Source organism: Anoxybacillus eryuanensis (assembly GCF_051200995.1).
Lineage (GTDB): Bacteria > Bacillota > Bacilli > Bacillales > Anoxybacillaceae > Anoxybacillus > Anoxybacillus tengchongensis.
On sequence record NZ_JBPODS010000012.1, the window covers coordinates 58,937 to 85,093 of the forward strand.

Genomic DNA, 26,157 nt, shown 5'->3' on the forward strand with positions numbered 1-26,157 from the left:
ACAGCAAATAAGCTGTGCTTTAAAACGGAACGTATTGCATTGGGTCTACCGCATTTGATTTCGACGCATTCCAAGGTCCGCGATGCAATTCAAAATGCAAGTGTGCACCGAATGAACGTCCTGTATTGCCCATATAGCCAATCATTTGTCCTTTGCTTACGTTTTGTCCTTCACCAACGAGGCGTGATTCTAGGTGAGCATATACCGTCGTATATACTTGTCCATTAACATAATGCATGATAAAAATGACGTTGCCATAGCTTGATGAGTAGTACGAACGATACACATAACCGTCAGCTGCTGCAACGACAGGAACGCTAGAGCCTCGTTTGCCGATGTCTACACCGTAATGGAATTCACCCCAACGTGGCCCAAATGTCGATGTAATTGGACCGTTTGCTGGACGCATAAACGCCCCATCTGACACAGGTGGCAAACTGCCCTCACTGCTTTCAGACGAACCACGGCTAGATAACGCGCGCTTCCGTGCTTCTTCTTGTTCCTTCTGGCGACGAATCATTTCTTGTAATTGGTTTTTCATCGCCGCTTCTTGTTTTTCAAGCAACTCTTTTTCTTCTTCTAACGCGAGCTGTTTTTCTTCTTCATGTTTTTGTTCTTCTTTTAACTGTGCCATTAATTTTTCTTTCGCTGCAATTTGTTCGTTTAACGTTTGTTTTAATTTTTGTAGCTCATTGAGCTGTTCTTGTAAGCTGACTAATTTGTCATTTAATTGCTTTTCTTTCGCTTCTTTTAACGTCTTATCCGCTTCTTGTTCTTTAATAATTTGACGATCCGCCTCAAAAATGGTCGCCACCGCACTCATGCGATCAATAAAATCGCTAAAACTTTTCGCTCCGAGCAATACATCTAAATAACTCACGACACCGCCGCTTTCTTGTAGAGAACGCGCCCGCTCTTTCAACAATTCGTTACGCTGTTCAATGCGCGCTGTCACTTCCTCGATTTCTTTTCGAAGCGCAACAATTTGTTGTTTTGTTTCTTCAATATTTTGTTGTTTTGCACGAATGTTAGCGCTCGTTTCTTCCACAGCTAAATCAAGTTTTTTGATTTCCGCATTCACTTTTTCTTGTTCAGCTTTTAACCGAGCAATTTCTTGTTGTGACTGTTCTAGTTTGCTTTCAATTGATGACTGCTTTTGTTGCACATTTTGAATTTGTTGTTTCTTTTGTTGAATATCGCGTTTCGTTACCGCATACGCGGGCGAAGCAACAGTTGAAACAAGCAGCGTCAAAGCTACCACAATCGTTCCCCATCTTTTTCGCACCATAAACCCCTCTCTCTTTCTATACTTTTAAAAATCGTCTGACGGACATCATGCTTCCCCACATGCCGATGCATGCACCTAATAAGACGAGCACAGCCGCCAATTGCCATGCGAATGGATAAAACGGAAGAAGTTGAAAAAACGTGTCTTTTAACTTTGGATATAATAAGTCAAATACGTACGAGTAAGCGGAAAGAACGATCGCAATTGGAACAATCGCTCCGAAAACGCCAAGCCATAGCCCTTCGAGGAAAAACGGCCAACGAATAAACCCGTTTGTCGCACCTACTAATCTCATAATCTCAATTTCGCGACGACGAGCAAAAATCGTAATTTTAATCGTATTCGAGATGAGAAACATCGCTGTAAATAACAACCCAACAATAAGCGCTAATCCGACATTACGAATCGTTTTCGTAGCGGCAAATAGCTTTTCAATTTGCCCTTTTCCATATTTTACTTTACCGACAGATGGCAACGTTTCAATTTGTTTTGCGATTTTTTCTGTATCAAGCGGATTTTTCGCTTTCACGATAAATACATCACTTAACGGGTTATCTTGTTCAAATAAGCGGAATGACTTTCCGTCTTCTCCGAAACTTTCAATCAACTTTTGCAATTCTTCGTCTTTTGATGAATACGTTACTTTTTCGACGCCAGAAAGAGCTTCAAGCTTGGCTCGAAGCGCGTCTTTGTCTGCGTCTGTCGCACTTAAATCAACATGTACACGAATTTCAACGTCACGCTCAATTTGTTTTGTGATGTGTTGGATATTGAGCATAATGACGAGAAACACGCCAACAAGCAAGAGCGTCACCGTCACCGCACTAATGGATGCAAACGTCATCCAACCATTTCGTCCGAGACTTTTGAAACTTTCACGAAAATGACGACGAAGGGTGTTAAGCCTCATAACCGTACTCCCCCTTCACTTCATCGCGTACAATTTTTCCACGCTCAATCGCAATAGCGCGCTTGCGAATCGTATTGACAATTTCGCGGTTATGCGTCGCCATAACAATCGTCGTTCCACGATCATTAATACGCTCGAAAATATCCATTATTTCCCACGATGTATCCGGATCTAAATTTCCTGTCGGCTCGTCCGCAATGACAATCGTTGGGTTATTGACAATCGAACGCGCAATTGACACGCGTTGTTGTTCCCCACCAGACAATTCATCAGGATAAAAGCGCGCTTTATGTTTTAATCTGACTAAGTCAAGCACTTCCATAACACGTTTACGAATATTTTTTGGCGATTCTTCAATCACTTCCAAAGCAAACGCGACGTTTTCATATACCGTTAACTTGGGAAGAAGCTTGAAGTCTTGAAAGACGATTCCGATATTTCGACGAAGCAAAGGCACTTTGCTATCTTTTATATTCGCTAAGTTCACGCCGTTAATCATAATTTTTCCGCTTGTCGGCTTTTCTTCGCGATACATCATTTTAATAAACGTCGATTTCCCAGCACCGCTCGGACCGACGACATACACAAATTCGCCTTGTTTAATACGAATAGAAATTCCATTTAACGCAATGACCCCGTTCGGGTATGTTTTATATACATCTTGCATTTCGATCATAAGCAACCACCTAATTATTCGATCTTTTTCTACATATTCCTGCAAAATTCTTACCTTGTTCATTATATCATCATTTCCGACGGAAAAGGGGCGAATTTTATTTACAGTTATATTTCAGGACTGTTACAAATGAAAAGAGGATGCGTCAATGTGCATCCTCTTACTTTTTCGTCGCTAGCCATTCAGCTACTTTATCAACATCGTCTCCTTGGAGTAAGCCACCTGGCATACCACCACGACCGTTTGCGATAATGTTTTTAATTTCTTCTTGCGAATATTTTCCACCCACTTTATCAAGCGCTGGACCAACGCCACCTTCTAAGTTTTGTCCGTGACAGCTTGCGCATGATTTTTTGTAAACGGCTTCTGCAGCTGAAGTTGTGTCCCCGCCGCCATTTGTTGTTTTTTCGCCCGCGCTATCCCCTCCGCCACAGGCTGCTAACACAATCGCTGTACCAGCAAATAAACTAAGTAGTTTTTTCTTCATACACAAATCCCCCTTGTAAACATTTTCATACATTTCTATTATATCGCATCGTTTTTACGTTAGGCACGTTTAAATCCTTCCCCAAGCACTTCTGCCGCATCCATAACAACGACAAATGCAGATGGATCAATGGTTTTCACTAATTGTTTCAATTTTGTGAACTCGCTTTGTGCCACAACGCACATAAGCATCGTACGTTCTTGTTCTGTGTATCCACCGTATGCATGTAGTTTTGTCACACCGCGGTCAATTTTATGCAAAATCGCTTCACGCACTTCTTCTTCTTTGTTCGTAATAATCATTGCCATTTTCGAGTTACCAAATCCGATTTGAACAAAGTCGATCGTTTTACTTGTGACGAATAACGCAATTAATGCATATAACGCCCGCTCTAAGTCAAACACAAATGCTGCTGTTAGTACAATTAAACCGTCAATTAAAATGACGCACGTCCCTAACGATAACCCTGTATATTTATGAATAATTTGAGCAGCTAAATCGGTGCCCCCTGTCGATGCGCGACCACGAAAAACGATACCTAATCCTACACCGACGCCAATGCCGCCAAATAATGCCCCAAGCAATGGATCGTTCGTTGCTGGCGCCATGTCATGCGTCAAATAAACGACAAACGGCAAAAAAGCAGTACCGACCAATGTTTTGACGCCAAACTGTTTTCCAAGCAGCAACACGCCTGCAATAAATAGCGGAATGTTAAGCGCCCATTGTACATAAGCAGGCTGCCAACCGAGCGTCGCATGCAAAATGGTACTAATACCGCTCACACCACCTGAGGCAACGCGATTCGGAAGTAAAAATAAATTGAATGCAACAGCCACAACGGCCGAGCCAACAAGAATGTATACGTATTCCAATATTTTTTCAACGACTGGATTTGTTATGTTGTTTCGTTTACGCATGCTTCTCACCTTCCCTCGTGAGTATAGCATGCCCGACATAGGAAGTAAATGACATCGAATTAACGCAATAATGATTTAATATAGTGAAGTTAATATAAGTCTCCTCGATTGCCAATCGCCTCGATGTAAATCATTTGCTCGTGGTGATCAATGCGGAAAAGAATGCGGTATGTGCCAACACGTAAACGGTACAAACTTTGTTGTCCTCTCATTTTTTTAATGTCTCCTTGAGGGGGACTGTAAAGCAATCCTTTTAATGCTATAGCTATCCGTTCTTGTACTTCTTTCTCTTGATTAGCAAGAAATTTTACTGCTTCCTTACGGTAAATCAACCTGTAAGCCAAATTCACGTTTTGCATCACCACCGGTCATGTATCCTTCGTCTCCTTGTAACTGGCGGTTTTCCTCTTCTGTTAACAACGCTTCTTCTTCACTTACTTCCTCCATTTCATCCCACCATTTATGATCTTTTTTTGATCTTTGCAGTAAATACAATAAAAATTCGTAGGCTGATTTTTGGTCGGATTCGCTTAACTGTTCAATCATCTCATGGAGCACTTTTTTGTCTACTGCCATGTTATTCCCCCCTTTCGTTATGTCCAGATTATCACGCTCTTTTTTTAGATGTCAATAATATACAACAAAAGGTGCCCGTGCCGGACACCTCACCCTTGTTTTAATTTTGAGCGTAAATAGGCGTCAATAAAGACATCAATTTCTCCGTCCATCACCGCTTGTACGTTTCCAACTTCCGTGTTTGTTCGATGATCTTTTACAAGCGAATACGGATGAAACACATAAGAACGAATTTGGCTTCCCCAGCCAATTTCTTTTTGTTCACCGCGAATTTCAGCAAGTTCCGCTTGTTGTTCCTCCAATTTCTTTTGATACAATTTCGCCTTTAACATGTTCATCGCTTTTTCGCGGTTTTTAATTTGCGAACGTTCGGATTGGCATGTGACGACAATACCTGTCGGGATATGTGTAATACGTACAGCCGAATCTGTCGTATTGACGTGCTGACCGCCGGCACCGCTTGAGCGATACGTATCGACTTTTATTTCGTCCGGACGGATGTCGACTTCGATGTTTTCGTCAAATTCAGGCACAACTTCGCACGAAACGAACGACGTATGACGGCGACCGGAAGCGTCGAACGGTGAAATACGGACGAGGCGGTGAACCCCTTTTTCCGCTTTTAAATATCCGTATGCATTATGCCCTTTAATTAACAACGTGACGCTTTTAATTCCGGCTTCTTCACCCGGTAAATAATCGAGCGTTTCCACTTTGTATCCTTTTTTCTCCGCCCAGCGCGTGTACATACGCAACAACATCGACGCCCAATCTTGCGACTCTGTTCCACCGGCGCCAGGATGAAGCTCTAAAATAGCATTATTTTTATCGTACGGCTCATTCAATAGAAGCTGCAGTTCAAATTCGCTAAAGTCTTTCGATAGTTTTTTCGCTTCAGCTACGAGCTCTTTTTGTAAATCTTCGTCTGGTTCTTCTTTCACGAGCTCGTATGTCACTTCTAAATTTTCGAACCGCTCTTCTAGTGAGCGAAACTCACCGACTAAATCTTTGAGCGCATTTGCCTCACTAATTACCGCTTGAGCTGCTTTTTGATCGTCCCAAAAATGAGGCGCGGCCATTTGAGCTTCTAGTTGTTCAATGCGCGCTTCTTTCGTTTCGAGGTCAAAGAGACCCCCTAATATCCGCTAATCGCTTAGCCATTTTTTCAAGCTCTTGCTTAATTTCTACTAAATCAATCATGTCCTTCACCTCAACCATTATTGTATGCAAACGTCTCGGCGGACGCAACATAACGAAAGCGAGGGAACATCCCTCACTTATCGTCCGCAACAATGTTTATATTTTTTTCCGCTTCCGCACGGGCACGGATCATTTCGGCCGACTTCCACCGCTTTTTTCACCGGCTTGCGTTTCACTTCCTCGCCTTCTTTCGGATGAACCGCTTCTCCTTTGGCTACTTCTTGTCGTTCAAGATTGCTTTCGATTTCCGCTTTCATGATATAGCGGGCGACTTCTTCTTCAATAGAAGCGATCATTGCCTCAAACATCGCATACCCTTCCATTTGATATTCACGCAACGGATCAATTTGACCGTATGCTCGTAAATGAATGCCTTGGCGAAGCTGTTCCATCGCATCGATATGTTCCATCCATTTCATATCGACCGCACGTAAAACGATGACGCGTTCAAACTCGCGCATTTGTTCCGCTGGAATGCGGTTTTCTTTTTCATCGTAACGCGTGCGCACTTTGTTCCAGATGAATTCAATCATTTCTTCTGGATCTTTGCCGCGCAAATCGTTGATCGTCACGTCTCCTTCAGGAAGAAGATTCGCCTGCACATAATCAACGATCGCTTGCACATTCCATTCTTCCGGCATCTCTTCATCTGGCGTATGCATACGCACAACGCGCTCAATCACGGATTGAATCATTTTTTCAACGATGTCGCGTAAGTTTTCAGAATCGAGCACTTGGAAACGTTGACGATAAATAATTTCACGTTGTTCGCGCAATACATCGTCGTACTGCAACAGTTGTTTCCGTGCATCAAAGTTGTTTCCTTCCACGCGTTTTTGCGCAGATTCGACCGCTTTCGATACGATTTTACTTTGAATTGGCTGTGAATCGTCCATGCCTAAACGATCCATCATGGCCATCATATTTTCTGAACCGAAGCGACGCATGAGCTCATCTTCAAGCGACAAGTAAAATTGCGATACCCCAGGGTCTCCTTGACGACCAGAACGACCGCGCAATTGGTTGTCGATGCGGCGGCTTTCATGACGCTCTGTACCGATAACGGCTAAACCACCAAGCTCGCGCACACCTTCACCGAGTTTAATATCCGTTCCGCGTCCTGCCATGTTTGTCGCAATCGTTACTGCCCCTTTTTGACCAGCTTGCGCAATAATTTCTGCTTCTTTCGCATGGTTTTTCGCGTTTAATACGTTATGGCGAATGCCGCGCTTCGTTAACATGCTCGACAATAATTCAGACGTTTCAATGGATACCGTACCGACAAGGACAGGTTGTCCTTTCGCATGACGTTCCGCAATGTCTTCGACAACCGCGCGAAACTTTCCTTCCATCGTACGATAAATTAAATCTGGACGGTCATCGCGAATGACTGGTTTATTTGTCGGAATGACAACGACTTGCATATTGTAAATGTTGCGAAACTCTTCTTCTTCTGTTTTCGCCGTTCCCGTCATTCCCGCAAGCTTTTCATACATGCGGAAATAGTTTTGGAACGTAATTGTCGCAAGCGTCATCGATTCATTTTGAATTTCAAGCCCTTCTTTTGCTTCAATCGCCTGATGGAGTCCATCGCTATATCGACGTCCGCGCATAAGACGACCTGTAAACGGGTCGACGATAACGATTTTCCCATCTTCCACAACGTAATCAACGTCACGCTGCATGACAACATGTGCGCGCAACGCTTGGTTAATATGGTGGTTTAACGTCACATGTTTTAAATCAAATAAGTTATCGATACCAAACGCGCGCTCCGCTTTGTTCATTCCTTCTTCCGTCAGCTGAACGCTCTTCGTTTTTTCATCATACGTATAATCGACATCGCGCTTTAATGTACGAACAAACGCGTTCGCTTGAATGTACAGCTTCGTAGATTTTTGTGCTGTGCCTGAAATAATGAGCGGGGTACGCGCTTCGTCAATTAAAATCGAGTCGACTTCGTCAATGATTGCATAATGAAGTGGGCGTTGCACCATATGTTCTTTATATAGCACCATGTTATCGCGCAAATAGTCGAAGCCAAATTCGTTGTTCGTTCCGTATGTAATATCTGCATTGTAAGCCGCTTGCTTTTCTTCACGCGACATATTCGTTAAGTTCAATCCGACAGATAATCCTAAAAATTGATATAACTTACCCATTTCTGTCGCGTCACGGCTCGCTAAATATTCGTTTACCGTGACGACATGAACACCTTTTCCAGTTAACGCATTTAAATATACCGGCATCGTTGCAGTTAACGTTTTTCCTTCCCCTGTCTTCATTTCAGCAATATTGCCTTCATGAAGTGCGATGCCTCCCATCAATTGTACTTTATACGGATACATGCCAAGCACGCGCTTCGCTGCTTCGCGAACGACTGCAAAGGCTTCCACAAGCAAATCATCAAGCGTTTCGCCTTTTTCGAGACGCGCCTTAAACTCTTCCGTTTTTTGACGCAACTCGTCATCAGAAAGCTGCGCCATTTGTGGACCGAGCGCATCAATCTCATTCGCTATTTTTTCCAGTCGTGCAATTTGCCGTTTATTCGGATCAAACACTTTTTTGAACATTCCAAGCATACAAAAACGCTCCTTGCTTATATAGTCGCTAATTACCATCATATCACTTACAGGAAAAGGTGACAACTCATACGAAAGAAAAGAAAAAACCAGCGCAGGAGACGCTGGGGAGATGTTATCGTTGAGGCGATTGGAGTTGTTCGATCGTTGCTTCGACGTGGTGGAGTCGTTTGTTGAGAGCATAGATTTCAAATCCTTTTTCATCAATCTTTTTATAAATATGTTGCAATAATGTTTGTACATCGTTGGCTAGTTGAATTTCTAAACGGTGCACTGTTTCTTTTACGTCGCTTAGTTGTATTTCGACATGTTCAAGACGCTTCTTTACATCGCACATTTCTCCCTCGAGACGACTGATGCGCATGTTTGTCTCTTTCATCTCTTGTTCAAGCGCGGTTAAACGAGCTTCCATGTTAGCAAATCGCGCTTCGATTTGTGCAAATCGCTCATCAATTTGCGCAAATCGTTCGTCAATTTGCGCGAACCGTTCGTCAATTTGCGCGAACCGTTCGTCAATCTGTGCGAACCGTTCGTCAATCTGTGCGAACCGTTCGTCAATCTGTGCGAACCGTTCGTCAATCTGTGCGAACCGTTCATCAATTTGTGCGAACCGTTCATCAATTTGTGCAAAACGCTCGTCAATTCGGGCAAATTGATTACGCACTTCTTGTTGAAACTGTAGAAAATTACTTTCGATATTCGTCAGCTTCGCTAAAATTTCGCGTAAAATCGCTTCCATCCTTTTTCACCTCCTTTCACAGTATACCACCCTCTGTCTTCATTCGACAGAGGGTGGTAGGATTAGTTTGCTTCAATTAAGCCATATTTGCCGTCTTTTCGTTTGTAAACGACGTTTGTACGGTTTGTTTCTGCGTTAATAAAGACGTAAAAGTTATGACCAAGCATATTCATTTGTAAAATTGCTTCTTCGCTATCCATCGGTTTTAAGCTAAATCGCTTCGTACGAACAACTTCGAATTCCTCTTCCTCATGCTCTTCTGTTGCCACAGGAGCAGTTGCTGTTAATGTTACACCATTTGCTTCTTTTTCACGCATTTTTCGATTCACTTTCGTTTTATGCTTACGAATTTGGCGTTCGAGTTTATCGACGACCAAATCAATAGCCGCATACATATCATCATGGCGCTCTTCCGCACGCAACACAATTTGTGGCATTGGGATTGTCACTTCAATTTTTGCCTGTTTATCATTATATACTTTTAAGTTAACGTGAACCGTTACTCCTTCCGTCGATTCAAAATAGCGTTCTAATTTTCCGATTTTTTTCTCGACATACTCTCGAATGGCTTGTGTAACCTCGATGTTTTCTCCGCGAATGTTGTATTTCATACGCTGTTCCTCCTTTTATGAAAGGTTGTTTACTTATTTCTACAATTCCCTACAAAACTCCTTCTCAATCGTCACATTTTTTGTGAAAAAATGATGAACAAAACAATGGATAATTATGCTATAATTTATAGATGATGAAAAGTGTTCGTATTTTTCTACTGAGGTGTTATCGCATGCGTAAAGTGCACATATTTGAAGCAAAAAGTGGCGATGTGCTCGCCGTTGATATTTACGGACCAAACGGTGCAGTTTTGCTCGCTAAGGGGGTTAAACTGACCGACTCATACATTCGCGGATTGCGTGAAAATGGCATTCGTCATATTTATATTCACGATATTTTTACATTTGATATTGAAGAAAAGCCAATGATTAGTCCCGTTGTGCGACAACAAGCGGTAAAAAAAGTGTACGAAACGATGACAGAACTGATCGAGGAACAAAAAGCTGTCCAGCGCGTGTCCTCGCTTGACCTCGGACAAGAATATCAAAAAATATTCAAAGAGATTTTAGACTATTTATTAAGTCGAGAAAATTTGCTCATTAACTTATCTGACCTTGTTATTTCAAAAGGGTATTTCTTTCACCACTCGGTTAACGTGGCAACAATCGCAGGCGTTATCGGATTAGCGAAAGGATATTCATCCCAACAATTGCTTGATTTAGGCGTCGGAGCACTTTTATTTGACATTGGCATGACACAAATTCCAAGTGCCCTTTGGGGGAAAAAGGGGCCGCTTAGCCCTGAAGAACGTCGAATCGTTTCCCACCATACTGAATTTGGGTTTGAATTATTGAAAAAACAAAACAACGTCTCACCGTCATCCGCTTACTGTGCACTCCAACATCACGAACGGTTTGATGGGAGCGGCTATCCACATCAAGCAGCCGGTAAATACATTCATGAGTTCGCGCGCATTATCGCCATCGCAGACGTGTTCGACGCGCTCACTTCTCCGCGTGACCATCGGAAACAACACTCACCGCACGAAGCAGCTGAATATTTATGCGCGGCCGGTAATACGTTGTTTGACTACGAACTCATTAAAACGTTTTTAAAATATGTCGCCATTTACCCACTCGGCACAAACGTCGTATTAAACACAGGATACCGAGGCGTCGTCTCAAACATTTTCCCTGAATATCCGCTTCGTCCTGTCGTTCGTATTTTACAAAATCCAAGCGGCGAGATGCTCAAATCACCGTTTGAAATCGACTTGCGTAAAGAAGTAAACGTCACGATTGTCGAAGCGTTTTGAATAACAAAAGGTGCGATCCACTCGCACCTTTATATTATTGCTCAACATACGGACGAAGATGTTGCATCACGCTTACTTTCCACGCCTCAAACGCTGGCGCTAAATGTTTTTCGACAATTTGTTGCTTCGCATTTGGATCATGCAGCTTTCCGTCTAATTTCCACGCCTCTTCTATGACAGAAGAAAAACGTTGAAGCTCGTTCAATAGCGCGATATCATCGGCAAAAAAATGCGCAAGCGATCGCTCATTTGTCGTATCAATTTGACCGAACGCTGTAAAAATATCAGCGAGCACGACATCCCCTTGCGTGCGCTCGTAATTCGCAAAACTTTCAATGACGTAGCGAAAACCTTCTTCAATGGTGTCTAATAACGCCGCATATTGACGAACGACTGTTAATTGTTCTGGAGTTAAATGTACCATATATTCTACCTACCTTCGTTTATCATAAAACATACCGTCAATCGATAACGAATCGTATAAGTCATCATACCGTTCGACAGCTACTTTCGTTTGCTTCGTTTGTTTTAAATCTTGCTGAATTTGTTGTTTGAATTGTTGGAGAAGAGCGTTCGCCTCCCGATCAAGCGCAAGCAGCTGTTTTCCTATTTGTTTTTCTTCGTCGGTTAACATTGTCGGAAGTAGCTGAAGAAGCTGCTCACGCTTTTCAAGCAGTTGTTCGATTTGTTCGATGACAGCTTCACGCTTCTCTCTTTCGATCGGCTCACGAAGCAACGTCACAATCGCCACCGTCGCCTCAAAAAGCTCTGAAACAACGCTCATTACACGTGACCGCCTTGCGCATATTGACGCTGACGATTCATTTGAATAACTTGCTTCCACGTATCACGAAATTCTTTTACATATCCTTCGACTTCTTCTAAAATCGTTATGTCGCTTTTAATGTTCGCTTCAACAAGACGCCGATATATATAGTCATACATCGTCATCATCGATTTTGCCACTTCATATTCCATATTGAGCGTCACCATAAGCTCTTGAATAATTTTTTGTGCTTTTAATAAGTTCGTGTTGCGTGCTTCAATATCTTTCTCCTCGATCGCCTTTTTCGCTTGCGCAATAAACTTTAAACAACCGTTGTAAAGCATAAGCGTTAATTCCCCTGGCGACGCCGTTTGCACCGCGTTCGTTTGGTATGATTGATATGGGTTCATCGTTCAACCTCCTAAATTACTGTGCTCCTCCACCAAAAGCATTCATTAAATACATGCTTTGCGAGTTCGCACGTTGTACCGCCTTTTCCATCGCTGAAAACTGCTTCCAATAGCGGTCTTCCACTCGTTTTAATCGGTCTTCCGCTGCGCTAATACGTGTGTCAAGATCAAGTAAGCTTTTTCCAATGATATATTGATTCGTAGCTTTTAACGTATTTCCTGCTTTGTCTTCAATGCTTTTCATTGTCTTTTTTATTTCATCGCGAAGTTGGAGGACGATACCTTTATCGCTTCCAGAGCCATTGTTACTGAACAGGCGATAAATCGCATCTGGATTTTCTTCAATTTTTTGTCGCAATTTTGCTTCGTCAATAATTAACTTCCCGCCATCTAAGTAGTTTGGCGTTGTCGTAATACCGATTTGGGCAAGCTGTTGAAACCCTTCCGGCGCTGCTTCGACTTTGCGATAAAGCGCTTGCCGCATGTTAGAGAGCGCATTCGATAAAATCGAATCGCTGCGCAAAATACCGCTTTTCGCTTTTTCCTCCCACTTCTCTGCCTGTTTTTCGGTTAACTGTTCACGTTGCTCATCTGTCAGCGGTTGGTAGTCACGGTAGCGCGTTTCTTTTAGCTTTTTATTAATTTCATCAATTGTTTCGTTGTATTTATCGACAAACGATTTAATCGAGTTAAAAATCGCATCGGTGTTTGTCGTTGATGTAATCGTCACCGTTCCTGCATGCGTGTTTTTCAATGTGTATGTCATACCGCTAATTGTAAATGTGTTTGATGTTCGTTCTGTTTCAAGACCGTTGATTGTGAATTTAGCGTTTTGCCCTGTTCCCGCATCTTGTTTTAAAAACGTTTTTGTGATTACATTTAATGGATCACTTGAATCAACCTGTATATCTAGGTTAAATCCTAATTTAGTGAAAAGTTCTGCACCGCTTGTAACTTCAATAGAAGATCCGCTACCCGTTTGATTTTTAGTAATAACCATTTTCTGTGTAAAATCATCGTAAAACGCACGAACGCCTAATTTAGTATCTTGATTCAATTTTGAAATCAACGTGCTCAATGTGTCCTTACTCGGGTCAAGTGAGATAGTAACAGTTTCTTCAACACTGCTATCTGGATTCTTCACTTTAAACTGTAAAGAAGTTGGCATTACCTCTGTACCTGAAAATAATGTGCTCAACTGGTCATTTGCACTTATATTAATCGTATTTTGTGATGTCCATCTTGCCGCAGTTGCAAGTTGCGTAATGTTGCTAATCTCAACTGTTTGATTCGACGCGCTCGGCGTGCTTGTGGCGGTGACGACATTTTCGTTTGAGCTCGTCACTTTTTTCTGTAAAAACGTGCTTTGGCGCATGACGCCGTCGAAAATCATGCGGTCTAAATCATTTAACAAACGATTCATATCGCGATACGCATCGCGCTGCCACTCAAGCAATTGCTTTTTTTGTTTTAATTTATCGATCGGCGCACGTTCGACTTTCATTAAATCGCTGACGATTTTATCAATATCCATTCCACTCGCCAATCCACCAATTCGCATTAAACTCATCTTTCTTCACCATCCTCTCAAATTTTTCGATCGACAATTAAACCGACAAACTTCATCATTGCCGCATACATATCTAATAGTTTTTTCGGCGGAATTTCACGCACAACTTCTTTCGTCCGTTCATCAATGAGCTGGACGTAATACTCTTTCAAATCTTCATGCACGTTAAACTTTAACGACGTATGGCTCGGCTGTAAAAACTCGTTCATACCTTTCACGATTTCTTCAAGCTTTTCTTTTGAAATGCGCTCTTCTTCTTGTTTTGCCGTCATCGTTTGTTGTAGAGTGGTTTGCTCTTGCTTTTGCTGTTCTGCTGGACGCTCTGTCGTTTTTTCATACATATACGTGGAAGAAAGAGAAGAAGAAATACGTTCAATCATCACCGTTCGCTCCTTTACATATACGTTCCTACTATTTATATCGGATGGAGAAGGGAAATTTGAAGGGGAAAAAACTATATGAAGAGAAATAAACAAGAGACCTTAGAAAACCTAAGGCCTCTTGTTGTTTCATTAACGGAGTAATTGTAATACTCCTTGTGGTTGTTGATTGGCTTGCCATGCCGCAACGTCTTTCGATCGTTGTGTAGACTATATCTTCACCTTTCTAGCTATTAGCTAGCGAAGGGCTGGGCACTTCGGGTATTTCCCCTACGGACTTCATCACCATAGCTCTCGCCTTAGGTGGTATGTCCTAGTCGTTGAACCTTCTCCAGAGTTTCCTCACAGGAGCTTGGCTGCTGATTGCCCATTGTAGCATCTTCCTTTTTTCACGCCGTCACGTCTGCCGTTTCCAGCTCCGTTGTGGCAAGGAAAGCTTTAGGGCTTCCCAGCAATTCACCCAGTCATTCTCTTAGCCGTTTCCAGCTAAGACGCCCTTCCAATCAAATTACCGAAGTAGTTGCAATACACCTTGTGGCATTTGATTGGATTGAGCCAACATCGCTTGTGCTGCTTGGGAAAGAATATTGTTTTTCGTAAACTCCATCATTTCTTTCGCCATATCTACGTCGCGAATACGTGATTCTGCAGCTGTTAAGTTCTCTGCAGCTGTACCTAAGTTATTGATTGTGTGCTCTAGGCGGTTTTGGTAAGAACCTAATTGAGCACGCTCGTCTGAAACTTGTTTAATAGCATTATCAAGCACATCAAGCGCTGCGTTTGCATTCGCTTTTGTATCAATGCTTGTAGCGCTCACTTTTGTAGCACCGCCAAGCGCTGTTGCGCGCATGTCAGAGATTGATATGTTCATTTTTTGACCGCTGTTAGCACCAATTTGCAAATCAATTGACCCAGTTGAAGTTACATCAAAAGTATTATTTGCGTTAATATCAGTGATGCTACTGTTAATTTCTACACTGATACCTAATGAGCCAAAGTTAATTTCTTTTGTTTCAAATCCCGTAGGTGCCCCACCGTAGTTAATTGTTTCGGATTTTCCTGCTCCGTTGTTTACAGTGATCGTTCCTGCTCCCGTATCAACAGTAATACTATAACCATTCAACACTTCTGCGCCGTTTGATTTAATGTTGACGATACCATTTGCTGTTGTCAAGTTAGAACCGACGTTAGCGATGCTTGAGCTTAACGATCCATTGAGCAATTTCTGCGTGTTAAATTCCGTTGTATTACCAATTCGAGTGATTTCAGTAGATAATTGTTGATATTCTTTGTTTAACGCAGCTCGATCATCGTCTGTGTTTGTATCGTTTTGAGCTTGAACTGTAAGCTCACGCATACGCTGCAGAATAGCATGAACCTCGTTTAATCCACCTTCAGCTGTTTGAATTAAAGAAATACCATCCTGCGCATTTCGTGACGCTTGCTCTAATCCACGAATTTGACCACGCATTTTTTCTGAAATAGCAAGACCTGCTGCGTCATCACCTGCACGATTAATGCGAAGACCAGAAGAAAGTTTTTCCATGTTTTTCGCCGCATTTGAGTTGCCAATTGTCAATTGACGGTACGTATTTAACGCCGCAATGTTGTGGTTAATTCTCATCGTTCATTCCTCCTTGAATGTTTGTCCACGTCCTTGTGGTATTTTATTTGGCAAGATGGAAGTCGGCCGCCCTTCTTTCTTGCCCTCACATTTATTATCGGCTCGTTTTTTCAAAGTTTAATAGGTTGAGAAAAAAATTTTATACTTTAATGTCAAGAAATTGTGAAAACGGCGATGGTTGTTGAATTTCTTTAACGATGCGAGCTGGATCGTCTTTATGTTTGTTAACAATTTCATTTAATGCTTGTTCGGCGATCGCTTTATTGTCTTGAACGATGCGTGCGATAACGCCAGGGACGTGAACACCGCCGATGCTAACGCTCATTGTTTCTTCCCTCCTTTCTTTAATTGATCAGATAGTTGTTGAAGCGAATTGGCAGAGGCAAGTGATGCTGCGTTGTTTTCTTGTTGAATGGCGAGATATATTTCTTTTCGATGCACATCCACGTGCTTCGGTGCGCGAATGCCAAGTTTTACTTGATCGCCATCGATGGCGAGAACGACGACTTCGATGTCATCACCAATTTGAATCGCTTCTTTTAATTTGCGCGTTAATACAAGCATGTTCTCGCCTCCTTATTTCGCCTCAACCGTTTCTGGAAAAAGTCGATGTTTCGTTTTATACGGTGTATTTGTTAAAATGACTTGCTTGCCGATTCGTTCGTGAACGTTAATGACGACAGGCGCTTGTAAGTTCGCTGTCGTATTTGTAAACGGTTCTGCGACCGTTAAAATGACGTATAGCGCCACATCGTTTTCTTTTTTTATTTTTAATTGGTCACACGTCGTATCGTCCAATTCGATTTCGTACGTTGGGAAGTACGAAAACGGCTCAATCATGACAAACGCTACGTCTTTATTTTGCACCGATTGTAAAATCGTAAATGGCGAATCGTGAATCGGCAACAATGCAAATTGTTTTTCATGTTCAAAGCCCGGTAGCCCGTTTTCAAACGAAACGATCGCCATGTCGGAAAGTTGAACCGTTCCGTGATATTTCGTTTCAATGTTCATTTTCATCCCTCATTTATACAGTCACGTCAATGCGCAAGTTGTTGTGACGCACTAAGTCAATATGCACAACGTTTGGTTTATAATCGATTTGCACAGGGCGTGGCTCGATATGAATGCGAGCGCCTGACGTTTGCCAATTCATATCGATGCGTCCCGGTTCAAAGCCAATTTTCACACTAAATGGGCGTGGAATAAGCCCAACGTTATACTCAAAAGGTGGACGCTCGCTATTTGCTTGCGCTTGCATCGCAAGCACATCACCACCTTGTTCGATGCGCATTAATTCATCGCCTTGCATCGCTGCCGTTTCTAAATACGATAGCCAGCTCGCATACCCTTCTTGCGCCGCCTCTTCAATGCGACGAAAAATATGTTTTAAATCGACATCCGCACGAGCCTCCGTTTGATCAATCGTCAGGCGAGGAGGCGTCGTTTTCATCTCCACTTGCGGCTGCGGCTGTTCGATCGACATGTCCGCTTGCGGCTGGCGCATATGCATCGACCCGCGCTCAATCGTTATCGACAGTTGTGGAAACGTCGCTTGCATCGTCAGTTGTGGGATTTTCATTTCAACTCATCCCCTTAACGTAAAAAATCAACGAGCGTCGGTTGAATGATGCGCGCACCGACAGAGAGTGCCGCGCGATGTACACTTTCTTGCGACTTCAGCTCGGTAATAATTTTTTCAATGTCCGCATCTTCGTTATCAGAAATCATTCGTTTCGCGATGAGTTGTTGCTCGAATAAACGCTGTTCAACAAGCTCTAAACGGTTGACGCGCGCACCGAGCTCTGCACGCTCTGCGAGTACGTCGTTTATATGTGTGTCTAATTGGGAAAGTAAGTTGTCTAAACTACTTGTTGGATTGGCTAATTCGTTTTCAATTTGCTGTAACGTATCGAACAACCCTTGATTAAATACATTATTTGGCGTGACATTAATTTTTAGTTTAACGCCTTTTGCTACTTCGACCATAAAATCATCGTTGTTATTGCTGACAGTTGGCGGTGTTCCGTCCGTCACAGGTGCTTGTTCAATGTTTGTCCCGTTGAAAATGTATTTGCCTGCTACTTTCGTGTTAGCGACTTGTACTAAGTCTTTTTTCAGCTGTTCAATTTCGCGGGCGATCGCTTGGCGGTCTTCTAGACCGAGCGTACCGTTTTTCGCCTGAACGACAAGCTCACGGGCGCGCTGCAACACGTTTGTCGTATGGTTAAGCGCCGATTCCGAGTTTTCCATCCACGTATACGCCTCCGACAAATTGCGCTGGAATTGTTCGATTTCCGTTAAACTCGTACGGTAATGCATCCCTTTCATCGCCACGACTGGATCTTCAGACGGACGATGAATTTTTTTCCCTGTTGCTAGTTGTTGTTGGTACGTACCGAGTTTGTCATAGCTTTTACTCACATTGCGAAGCGTATTGTTCGCTAACATCATTTGTGTCACGCGCATCGATTACTCACCTACCTTCCGACGATGCCCATATTATTAATAATTTTATCCAACATTTGATCGATCATTGTAATCATACGCGCAGAGGCGTTATAAGCATGCTGGAATTTCATCATGTTCATCATCTCTTCATCAAGCGATACGGAGCTGACCGACTGGCGACGTTCATCAACCGATTGGCGAAGCACCTCGCTATTTTCAGATAACCGTTTCGCTTCTTGTGCGTTGACCGCCATTTGTCCAATTAAACTTTCGTAAAAGTTTTGAATCGTTGTTGTGTTTCCTGCAATATTCATCGTTCCGTTTTTCACTTCAGCTAGCGCTTGGGCGTTACTTCCATCACCGATTTGACCTGTTGCTGACGCGGCAATGTTATCGAGCGAATCTTTAATAATTTGTGCGACATCTAACGTTCCAGCCGGATCACTTGGATCGTAAGTAAAAAATGTTTTCCCATCCTTTGTTTTATTTTTTATCTCCGTTACACTCCATCCATTAGAATGAACTGCATTAAACTGATCCGCAAATGCTTTTGCCATGGCGTTTAAATTACTTAACATTTCAGGATATAATCCTTTCGTCGTTGTACCCCCATCGTCGCTATATCCATACGAATAAAGAAGCGATCCTACTTTTCCGTTTTCTTTCAAACGTTCAAATGTTGAAAACGATGTATTTCCGAGTGAAAAACTAACAATTGGTCCTGTTTTTGTCACATTGTCTTGATAGCTCAGTTGGAGCTCATTTACTTGTCCTAATCGTCCATCAACAAGCGTGCCAATCACCGTGCTCCCTGTTCGATCCACTAGTTCTACCGTAAAACGTCCTTCCGCAATTTTTAAGGAGCTTCCACCACTGGACACAGGCGTAACTTTCACATTTACATATTGCGACAACTCATCTAAAAGCCGATTGCGCTCATCATATAAATCGTTCGGCAAATATCCGTGCACTTCGACTTCGCTAATTTGTCTGTTTATATCATTCAGCTGACGAGCTAAAGAGTTTACTGCTTTTACTGTGACATCCAACTCATTTTTTAAATCATCGCGAATCGATTTGAGTGAACTAGATAAATAATGAAACGTCTCTGCGACCGCAATGCCGCGCTGACGGACGACCGAGCGAGCACCGGCGTTCGATGGATTTACCGCTAAATCTTGCAGCGCTTGCCAGAAGCGATCTAGTGTTTTTGCTAGTCCTTCATCTGATGGTTCGTTCATAATTTCTTCCATTTTATACAGTGCTTCCGCACGCGTATTCCAATAGCCGTATTTCATGTTTTCTCCGCGATATTGGACATCTAAAAATTCTTCCCGCATGCGTTGCACCGTGCCGCCTTCCACACCTGTTCCCATTTGTCCTGGCATGACGGGACGGTTTTTCGACGCAAACGGATACGGCGGCGTTTGTTCGAAGTTGACGCGCTGGCGCGAATAGCCTGGCGTGTTGGCGTTTGCGATATTATGACCGGTGACGTATAATGCTTGTTGCTGGGCAGTCATCCCGCGCCGTACTGTTTCTAACCCATGAAATGTTGAAAGCACAAAAAGCCCCCCTTACGTTTTCGCTTCAAATGACGACCTTGGCGGCAATTCATCCGCTCGCTTCGGGTCATACGTCACATCTTGTTCGTTCGGTATCATCAAATCTAATGTAAAATGAATAAATTGGAGCGACTGTTGCAGCAGCTGCATATTCAGTTCATTTTGCGCTTTTAGCCGTGCAATCGTTTGACTTAGTTCATTAGCTAGTTGGAGTAGCTTTGTTCGTTCTTTTTCTTCCAACTGTTCAGCATATCGACTCACCGTTCGTTCTTCTTCAGACATATGTGAAAGAAGGCTCATTCGTTCGCTTTCTAGCTGCCGAATGGCCATCACATATTTTTGTTCTTTTACCATCATTTGTTGCAACGTACCGATGTCGCTTTTTTTAATCGCTTCTGTTTTTTGTTCTGCTAGCTGCAATAAGCCACGATGAAACGTCAGCAACTTTTGCATCAAATCAATCATGTTCGCTCGCTCCATTACCGTTTATAATAGCGCAATACGCTTTCCGCAATCGCTCGTGCATCGATCGTGTACGTGCCTGCTTCAACTTCTGATTTTAGCCGTTCCACTTTTTCTAACCGTTCCGAGGAAAATTTCGCAGCTTCTTGCAGTTCTTTCGCCGCGCTAGAAATTTCAACTTGATCCATCTTTTTCGTTGCTTTTGTCGGCTTTTCGACACGTGACGTCCGCTCATACGGATTGACGTTCATCGGTTGAATGCGATTAATTTTCATGTTCCCACCTCACTTTTTCCGTTCTTCTCCTATGCTTATTATCGGCTAAAAGAAAAAAATGTTTAGTCATCTTTTCGGCGTTCTGTAAAGTATGTCGTCTGGCGTTTCGCTTGTCTTTGTCGCTCCTCTTCTTGTTGAATTTTTGTCATCTCTTTTTGAATGCCACCGATACACTTAGCACATAACCTGCCTTCACGAATCGTTGCCCCACACTTTTCGCACGGATAACCGAGGTTTGGAAAATGAACGAGCTGTAATCGCCCTTTTTTAATCCATTTAATAATTAACGCTTCTTCTACCCCTGTCGCATCAACAACTTGGGACATTGTCGCCGTGCGATTTTCTCGTTTTCGAATAAATGCATACACTTTTTCAAACAATTTTTCCTCTTCTTTATAACATGCGTCACATACGTCGCGAAATTGCGTGCGAACAAACAAACTTCCGCATTTTGGGCAGTTATCTAACATGTCGCTCCCCCTTACGTGTAAATATTAATAATTAACCCTTGAATTTCACCAACAAGCCCGAGCAAATCAAGCCCTTTTTTCTCTTTTTCTAATACAGCGTTTGTGAGCTCCACTAACTTTTGATCGACTTCTTTTACAAGCTTATAAATTTTCGACCGTCCCCCCCGGCTAAATCCGCGCTGTTCTTCAAGCTGCAAACTATTTTTCACCGCATCGTCTAAAAATTGCTTTACCAACCTTTTATATTTTTTTAAATCTTCAACCGTTTGCGACTCCGCTAACTTTTTTCCTTGCGCTTCAATTTGTTGCGCCATCGTTTGAAAACGTTCAAATAACACATCGTTTTTTTTCTTATGCATCACTTCCGTAAACGACACCGATTCCATCGGTGCATCATCTTTTTTCTCAACACGATTCAACGACGCCCGCGACACTTTTTGCACTTCCATCAACGTTCACACCTTTTTCTTTTTATTATGCCACAGTTACAAAAAAAGGGCGAGGTCGCATCGACCTACCCTTTTTACCCATTAGCTTTTTAACAATTGTAAAATTCCTTGCGGCAACTGGTTCGACTGCGCGAGCATCGCCTGCGCTGCTTGGTTTAAAATGTTGTTTTTCGTAAAGTTCGTCATCTCCATCGCCATATCTGTATCGCGAATACGTGACTCCGCAGACGTTAAGTTCTCATGCGCTGTTTTTAAGTTGTTGATCGTGTGCTCAAGACGGTTTTGGATTGCACCGAGTTTACCACGTTCTTCGGATACTTTTTTAATTGCTTCATCTAGCTTCACGAGGGCATTATTAGCACCAACAGGAGTAGAAACATCTACATCAGCAATATTTAGTGCTGCGGCACTCATATTATTAATCTGTAACTTTAAAGTTTGCCCTTCATTGGCACCAACATGAAAATCAATTCCACCAGTAGCGTATGTTCCGACGCCTGAGAGACCTAATGCATCTGCTGCTTTTCCTTTAGCAACTTCAATCTTCACCGTATCAGGATTGCTACTGTTAAGAACAAGAGATCCATTTTTAACATCTACAGATACCGTACCGAAATCAATGCCTGTTAGTGTCTTATAGTCGGATAAAGCATCATTAATAGCCGTTTGAAGTTGATCAGCAAGATTACCTGATCCCTTCATTTCCTCATCAGCTACATAGGTATCACTAGCAATTGTAGAAAGATCTACATCAATATTATATCCATTTACTGAAAGCGTTAATTTATCAGCTACTACTAAGCTATTTAGCGCCGCTGCCGCCACTGCCGTCAATTTGCCATCAGAACCAGATTTCCAATTATTATTATCTATTAATTTCGAAACAAGGTCGGTGGTTGCCGGGCTGGCTGTATGAGTTGCGTCATCCAAAAGACGAATTTCGATTTTTGAGTTCGTTCCCGTTATGCCGCTAGTAATGACAAAATCCATACTTGTCGTACTTTGTACATCCGTAATCTCAAACTTTGGCTTAGTAACTTGAGCATTAGGATTTGCCGTATTATACGCATCGATAGCTGCCTCTAATGATGATTTGAGACTTTGGAACCATTGAAACTGATCCGAACCCGTTACGCCTGTTAAGTTAAAAACTACACCATCAACGTTTACTTGTACATTCTGCGAAATATTTGATGTTATGTTAGAAGTTGGATCAAAGTTATCCACTTTAACATATGCTGCAGTAGCTGTACCGATCGGGCTTCCTTTTCCACCGAGCTGGTTGCCTGACAACTCCCCGTTCAGCAGTTTCTTCGTATTGAATTCAGTTTTTTCAGCAATCCGATTAATTTCATTTTTAAGCTGTTCAAACTCGCTGTTAAGCGCTTTTCGATCATCATCTGTGTTCGTACCGTTTGCAGCTTGCACCGCTAACTCGCGCATCCGCTGAAGCATGCTATGAACAGAGCTTAGCGCCCCCTCCGCTGTTTGAATTAGCGAAATCGCATCTAACGCATTGCGTTCTGCAACTTCTAAACCGCGAATTTGCGAGCGCATTTTTTCGGAAATCGCTAGACCTGCGGCGTCGTCTGCCGCGCGGTTAATACGTAAACCGGAAGAAAGTTTTTCTAAGTTTTTCGCTGTGTTTGATTGGTTTACTGCCAAGTTACGATAAGCGTTTAATGCTTGAATATTGTGATTAATTCTCATGTTTTTCTCTCCTTTACTCCGTCATAATAAATTGTTCGTATGCCGCTGCTTTTTTCGCTGCGACATTCGTTGTCGGTTGTTTTTTCAACGCCTCATTCCATGCAGTTGCAATTTCTTTTGTGATCGTGAGCACTTCTTGCATCATCTCTACGTCTTTTTTCATATTTGCATCGATAAGACGCTCCGCCATATAGTTGTATAGCGCATCTAATTGATGGGCGATAATGCCAGCGTCGTACTTCAAGCCAACGCCAAGACGGCGTAAAATATCATTTGCTTTTTGTAGTCTTTTGTTGGCATGAATATAGTCGCCCTTTTTTGTGCTTACGATCGCTTCTTCTACACTTTCGATTAATCCTTCGTAAAGTAGCGCTGTTAATTGTTGCGGCGTTTTTTTGTACACCACTTCTTCCGTTAAAAACTCCACGCGCTCACTCTCCCTTTCATCGTTCACCTACTTTATTTATCGTCACGATTTTTTATTGTTTAATAGTTTCGTTCCATTTTTTCAATTAAAATTAAAATTTCTGCGATAACTGCATACAATTGCGGCGGAATCGTATCACCAAGGTCAAGGTCAAGCAAATGTTGGACGAGCGCGGCATCTTGTTCGATCGGCACTCCGTTTTGTTTCGCGAGTTCGATAATTTTTTCAGCGACGTAACCGCGCCCGTGGGCGACGACGGTCGGCGCTTTATCCCCTTCTTCGTAACGAATGACCGCCGCCGATGGACCGTTTATTTCTCGCTTTCGCTTTTGGTTAAAGTACATCATATTGTAAAATCATATCCTTTCTCCGTCCATGTCGCTCGTTTTGTCTCGTTTGACTTTTCTTCATGTTTTGCAAACGTTGTAAATTGCACGTTACCGATGCGGTAGCCGATTTCTTCAAGACGCTCTGTGGCAGTCTCAATAAGCGGACGCATACGTTCAGCGAAATCTTCGCGATCGTTGCGAAACGTCACGGAAATCGTTCGTTCGTTTGCGCTTAATAATACGCCGACGTCGCCGAGCTTTTTCGTTTCGAATAAAAAGTATAAGCTGCAGTTTTCCCAGTCAACTCGTTTCCCATCGTTTCGTGCATTGACGTATACTTTTACATCTTTCACTTCCTTTTGCAGCAGCAACGGAATCGTGAAAAAGAGCGTTTGCATCGCGCTTCCTTGATCGTTTTTATTTAGCAGCTGTTGCCCTGTCATATTCGTCAATGCTTGTTCAGCTTGTTTCGCTGCTTCGCCGCCCGCCTGTGCTAATTTCATAAGCAGCCCTTTCATCGTTTCTTCAGCCTGTTCACTTTCGCCGTTAAACACGAGCGCATTGGCAACATCCGTTTCATGCATGAAACCGAGGCGACGAATGGTTTGCAGCATATGGCGTGCGGACGGCTCGGGTTGAACGATCTCGTTCCATTGCGTCAGTAACGCCTGCTCTGGCGCTTGCTGTTTTAGTGACTGCGCTTCAACGAAATGTTTCACTTTCACATCCGATGGCTTAAATTGCATTTGCGCAAGCGTATCTTTTACTTGTTTCACAATTTTTTGTGCTTCTGCCATTTGTCCTTTATCTAGCAGCTTTTTCGCTTCCGCCAATTGCGAACTGGCTTGCAGCAATTTTTTCTCCATCGTCATATCCGCAAACAACATCGCATCGCTTTTTAAAATTGTTTGGTCAAGCTGTTTAATCGTCGTTTCTAACAGCTGCTTTGCTTGTGGTCGTGCCGCTTGTTTGTATTGAGTGATGAGACGATCAATTGCATCTAAATTTCGCATCATATCGCGCTTTGTTTGTTGAAACTGCTGCGCCGCTTCTGCCATTCGTTTCGTCACCGTTTGAACAATCATATCTTTTGACTGTAAACCGAGCGTAGCCAAAGATTCATATGCCACATCAACTGATGATGGAGCGTCGTTTGTTGGCAACGTTTGTTCAAGTTGTTGAAGCGCTTGGACGACCGTCTGTCTTGCGGCAATTTCTCGACCTTCATCTGCCATCTGCTCCGCGCGAGCAAACGCTTCATGAAGGGACGGTTCCATATGTTGAGCAAGTTGCATCCGCGCCATTTGCAGCGCCTCTTTGACGTTTGGCTCCTTTTGCATCGTTTTCATCGCTTGAGCGATGGTCGCACGAACATCATTTGTTGCACGTTGTTCACTTTCTGTTGTCGTAAGGGCAGTTAACAACTGTTGTCGTTGTTTGTCTAACATTTGTGTGGCTTGCTGAAGCATTTGAGCCATATTTGGTTGTTTCGCAAGTGTAGCATCAGCTTGCAACTGACGAACTGCTTCTGTCAACGTCATTGTTTGCCGCTCGAGGTGATTAGCAATCATATTTGCGCGATTGACATGTTCAGGCGCAAGCTGTTGTTCAATTGAACTTAACGTTTGCACGAGTTGCTGTCGGGCTTCCTCACCACGTCCAACCGTTTCAAACAACTTCGCTTGGTTTAATGTACGCATGACTTTCTCTGCTTGCTCTGTTGGTAATGCACGAGCGACCTCTCTCACTTGTGGCTCTACTGCTTTCACATTTGGCGCACTTTCTGCTTGCTTCCGCACCTCTACTACTTGTCTCAGCTGGGCTTCTTTTGTTTCTACCTTTGTCGCTGAAGTATTTGCTCGTATAGCTTCTTTTGCTGTTCGTACGACGTCCGAAACCACTTCTTCCTCCACCGCACGTAATGCCTGCATCAACTGTTGACGAGCTTCCATGTTGCGTCCTGACGTCTCTAGTTGCTTCGACTGCTCAAGTGCACGCACCACTTTCTCTGCTTGCTCCGCTGG

General features: G+C 42.9%; 31 protein-coding genes and 1 pseudogene. 1 reads left to right on the plus strand and 31 read right to left on the minus strand.

Annotated elements, in window-relative coordinates; translation table 11 throughout:
- Positions 1 to 19 precede the first annotated feature (19 nt).
- The 11 genes from HNQ84_RS11395 to hpf form a co-directional block, all read right to left on the minus strand.
- Complete coding sequence (locus tag HNQ84_RS11395) at positions 20 to 1,288, minus strand: murein hydrolase activator EnvC family protein (protein ID WP_435622188.1); 1,269 nt, start codon at positions 1,286 to 1,288, stop codon at positions 20 to 22.
- Positions 1,289 to 1,304: 16 nt separating this feature from the next.
- Entirely contained in the window at positions 1,305 to 2,198 is an 894-nt protein-coding gene (gene ftsX, locus HNQ84_RS11400) for a permease-like cell division protein FtsX (protein ID WP_435622189.1), read from the minus strand.
- On the minus strand, positions 2,188 to 2,874 hold the full coding sequence (gene ftsE / locus HNQ84_RS11405) for a cell division ATP-binding protein FtsE (protein WP_435622190.1): 687 nt from the start codon (positions 2,872 to 2,874) through the stop codon (positions 2,188 to 2,190). Before ftsE ends, ftsX begins: the two co-directional genes overlap by 11 nt.
- A 160-nt stretch (positions 2,875 to 3,034) precedes the next feature.
- Positions 3,035 to 3,361, minus strand: a complete 327-nt coding sequence (cccB, locus tag HNQ84_RS11410; RefSeq protein WP_435622191.1) for a cytochrome c551 — start codon at positions 3,359 to 3,361, stop codon at positions 3,035 to 3,037.
- Positions 3,362 to 3,420: 59 nt separating this feature from the next.
- Positions 3,421 to 4,281, minus strand: a complete 861-nt coding sequence (locus HNQ84_RS11415) for a YitT family protein (protein WP_435622192.1) — start codon at positions 4,279 to 4,281, stop codon at positions 3,421 to 3,423.
- Between the two features lie 89 nt (positions 4,282 to 4,370).
- A complete protein-coding gene (locus tag HNQ84_RS11420) occupies positions 4,371 to 4,631 on the minus strand; it encodes a type II toxin-antitoxin system RelE family toxin (RefSeq protein ID WP_435622193.1) in 261 nt (86 codons plus the stop codon).
- Positions 4,600 to 4,857 carry a hypothetical protein gene (locus tag HNQ84_RS11425; RefSeq protein ID WP_032101205.1) on the minus strand — a complete coding sequence of 86 codons (258 nt, stop codon included), beginning with the start codon at positions 4,855 to 4,857 and terminating at the stop codon, positions 4,600 to 4,602. The genes HNQ84_RS11420 and HNQ84_RS11425 overlap by 32 nt, the downstream gene beginning before the upstream one ends.
- Before the next feature lie 89 nt (positions 4,858 to 4,946).
- A protein-coding gene (gene prfB / locus HNQ84_RS11430) for a peptide chain release factor 2 (protein WP_435622212.1) occupies positions 4,947 to 6,054 on the minus strand; the annotation gives its coding sequence in 2 pieces (ribosomal slippage) (positions 4,947 to 5,981 and positions 5,983 to 6,054; 1,107 coding nt in all).
- Positions 6,055 to 6,134: 80 nt separating this feature from the next.
- Positions 6,135 to 8,639, minus strand: coding sequence for a preprotein translocase subunit SecA (gene secA, locus HNQ84_RS11435; protein WP_435622194.1), 2,505 nt, complete (start codon positions 8,637 to 8,639; stop codon positions 6,135 to 6,137).
- Positions 8,640 to 8,754: 115 nt separating this feature from the next.
- The gene (locus tag HNQ84_RS11440) at positions 8,755 to 9,378 is read right to left on the minus strand and encodes a hypothetical protein (RefSeq protein WP_435622195.1); all 624 of its coding nucleotides are present in this window, start codon (positions 9,376 to 9,378) and stop codon (positions 8,755 to 8,757) included.
- 62 nt (positions 9,379 to 9,440) lie between these two features.
- Positions 9,441 to 9,989 (minus strand): ribosome hibernation-promoting factor, HPF/YfiA family, encoded by a 549-nt coding sequence (gene hpf, locus HNQ84_RS11445; RefSeq protein ID WP_032101209.1) that lies wholly within the window; start codon positions 9,987 to 9,989, stop codon positions 9,441 to 9,443.
- A 173-nt stretch (positions 9,990 to 10,162) separates the two neighbouring features.
- Here hpf and HNQ84_RS11450 point away from each other — a divergent pair, with 173 nt between their 5' ends.
- On the plus strand, positions 10,163 to 11,245 hold the full coding sequence (locus HNQ84_RS11450; protein WP_435622196.1) for an HD-GYP domain-containing protein: 1,083 nt from the start codon (positions 10,163 to 10,165) through the stop codon (positions 11,243 to 11,245).
- A 34-nt stretch (positions 11,246 to 11,279) separates the two neighbouring features.
- Here the strand turns inward: HNQ84_RS11450 and HNQ84_RS11455 are convergent, their stop codons facing one another.
- The 20 genes and pseudogenes from HNQ84_RS11455 to HNQ84_RS11550 form a co-directional block, all read right to left on the minus strand.
- Entirely contained in the window at positions 11,280 to 11,669 is a 390-nt protein-coding gene (locus HNQ84_RS11455; protein ID WP_435622197.1) for a DUF8042 domain-containing protein, read from the minus strand.
- A gap of 9 nt (positions 11,670 to 11,678) precedes the next feature.
- Positions 11,679 to 12,029, minus strand: a complete 351-nt coding sequence (gene fliT / locus HNQ84_RS11460; protein ID WP_435622198.1) for a flagellar protein FliT — start codon at positions 12,027 to 12,029, stop codon at positions 11,679 to 11,681.
- Entirely contained in the window at positions 12,029 to 12,421 is a 393-nt protein-coding gene (gene fliS / locus HNQ84_RS11465) for a flagellar export chaperone FliS (RefSeq protein ID WP_435622199.1), read from the minus strand. The genes fliT and fliS (HNQ84_RS11465) overlap by 1 nt, the downstream gene beginning before the upstream one ends.
- 16 nt (positions 12,422 to 12,437) lie before the next feature.
- Positions 12,438 to 13,991, minus strand: a complete 1,554-nt coding sequence (locus HNQ84_RS11470) for a flagellar hook-associated protein 2 (protein WP_435622200.1) — start codon at positions 13,989 to 13,991, stop codon at positions 12,438 to 12,440.
- Positions 13,992 to 14,008: 17 nt separating this feature from the next.
- The gene (flaG, locus tag HNQ84_RS11475; protein ID WP_435622201.1) at positions 14,009 to 14,371 is read right to left on the minus strand and encodes a flagellar protein FlaG; all 363 of its coding nucleotides are present in this window, start codon (positions 14,369 to 14,371) and stop codon (positions 14,009 to 14,011) included.
- A 508-nt stretch (positions 14,372 to 14,879) separates the two neighbouring features.
- Positions 14,880 to 15,995: a flagellin N-terminal helical domain-containing protein gene (locus tag HNQ84_RS11480; protein ID WP_435622202.1), complete on the minus strand. Its 1,116-nt coding sequence runs from the start codon at positions 15,993 to 15,995 to the stop codon at positions 14,880 to 14,882.
- A gap of 139 nt (positions 15,996 to 16,134) precedes the next feature.
- Positions 16,135 to 16,320, minus strand: a complete 186-nt coding sequence (locus HNQ84_RS11485; protein WP_032101229.1) for a hypothetical protein — start codon at positions 16,318 to 16,320, stop codon at positions 16,135 to 16,137.
- Positions 16,317 to 16,559 (minus strand): carbon storage regulator CsrA, encoded by a 243-nt coding sequence (csrA, locus tag HNQ84_RS11490; protein ID WP_183249916.1) that lies wholly within the window; start codon positions 16,557 to 16,559, stop codon positions 16,317 to 16,319. Before csrA ends, HNQ84_RS11485 begins: the two co-directional genes overlap by 4 nt.
- 12 nt (positions 16,560 to 16,571) lie before the next feature.
- On the minus strand, positions 16,572 to 17,009 hold the full coding sequence (gene fliW, locus HNQ84_RS11495; RefSeq protein ID WP_435622203.1) for a flagellar assembly protein FliW: 438 nt from the start codon (positions 17,007 to 17,009) through the stop codon (positions 16,572 to 16,574).
- A gap of 13 nt (positions 17,010 to 17,022) precedes the next feature.
- On the minus strand, positions 17,023 to 17,577 hold the full coding sequence (locus HNQ84_RS11500; protein WP_435622204.1) for a DUF6470 family protein: 555 nt from the start codon (positions 17,575 to 17,577) through the stop codon (positions 17,023 to 17,025).
- 14 nt (positions 17,578 to 17,591) lie between these two features.
- Positions 17,592 to 18,464 carry a flagellar hook-associated protein FlgL gene (gene flgL, locus HNQ84_RS11505; protein ID WP_435622205.1) on the minus strand — a complete coding sequence of 291 codons (873 nt, stop codon included), beginning with the start codon at positions 18,462 to 18,464 and terminating at the stop codon, positions 17,592 to 17,594.
- An 11-nt stretch (positions 18,465 to 18,475) separates the two neighbouring features.
- On the minus strand, positions 18,476 to 20,011 hold the full coding sequence (gene flgK, locus HNQ84_RS11510; protein WP_435622206.1) for a flagellar hook-associated protein FlgK: 1,536 nt from the start codon (positions 20,009 to 20,011) through the stop codon (positions 18,476 to 18,478).
- A 12-nt stretch (positions 20,012 to 20,023) separates the two neighbouring features.
- On the minus strand, positions 20,024 to 20,491 hold the full coding sequence (locus HNQ84_RS11515) for a flagellar protein FlgN (protein WP_435622207.1): 468 nt from the start codon (positions 20,489 to 20,491) through the stop codon (positions 20,024 to 20,026).
- The gene (gene flgM, locus HNQ84_RS11520; protein WP_094240435.1) at positions 20,491 to 20,748 is read right to left on the minus strand and encodes a flagellar biosynthesis anti-sigma factor FlgM; all 258 of its coding nucleotides are present in this window, start codon (positions 20,746 to 20,748) and stop codon (positions 20,491 to 20,493) included. Before flgM ends, HNQ84_RS11515 begins: the two co-directional genes overlap by 1 nt.
- Positions 20,749 to 20,810: 62 nt before the next feature.
- The gene (locus HNQ84_RS11525; RefSeq protein WP_435622208.1) at positions 20,811 to 21,218 is read right to left on the minus strand and encodes a TIGR03826 family flagellar region protein; all 408 of its coding nucleotides are present in this window, start codon (positions 21,216 to 21,218) and stop codon (positions 20,811 to 20,813) included.
- Between the two features lie 11 nt (positions 21,219 to 21,229).
- Positions 21,230 to 21,667, minus strand: coding sequence for a YaaR family protein (locus HNQ84_RS11530; protein WP_435622209.1), 438 nt, complete (start codon positions 21,665 to 21,667; stop codon positions 21,230 to 21,232).
- An 81-nt stretch (positions 21,668 to 21,748) separates the two neighbouring features.
- Positions 21,749 to 23,377 (minus strand): flagellin N-terminal helical domain-containing protein, encoded by a 1,629-nt coding sequence (locus HNQ84_RS11535; protein WP_435622210.1) that lies wholly within the window; start codon positions 23,375 to 23,377, stop codon positions 21,749 to 21,751.
- Between the two features lie 13 nt (positions 23,378 to 23,390).
- Positions 23,391 to 23,804, minus strand: a complete 414-nt coding sequence (gene fliS / locus HNQ84_RS11540) for a flagellar export chaperone FliS (RefSeq protein ID WP_183243733.1) — start codon at positions 23,802 to 23,804, stop codon at positions 23,391 to 23,393.
- A gap of 59 nt (positions 23,805 to 23,863) precedes the next feature.
- Positions 23,864 to 24,151 carry an EscU/YscU/HrcU family type III secretion system export apparatus switch protein gene (locus HNQ84_RS11545; protein WP_237811970.1) on the minus strand — a complete coding sequence of 96 codons (288 nt, stop codon included), beginning with the start codon at positions 24,149 to 24,151 and terminating at the stop codon, positions 23,864 to 23,866.
- A pseudogene (locus tag HNQ84_RS11550) lies at positions 24,148 to 26,157 on the minus strand (metal-dependent peptidase); the annotation flags it as partial. The gene HNQ84_RS11545 and the pseudogene HNQ84_RS11550, both read right to left, overlap by 4 nt.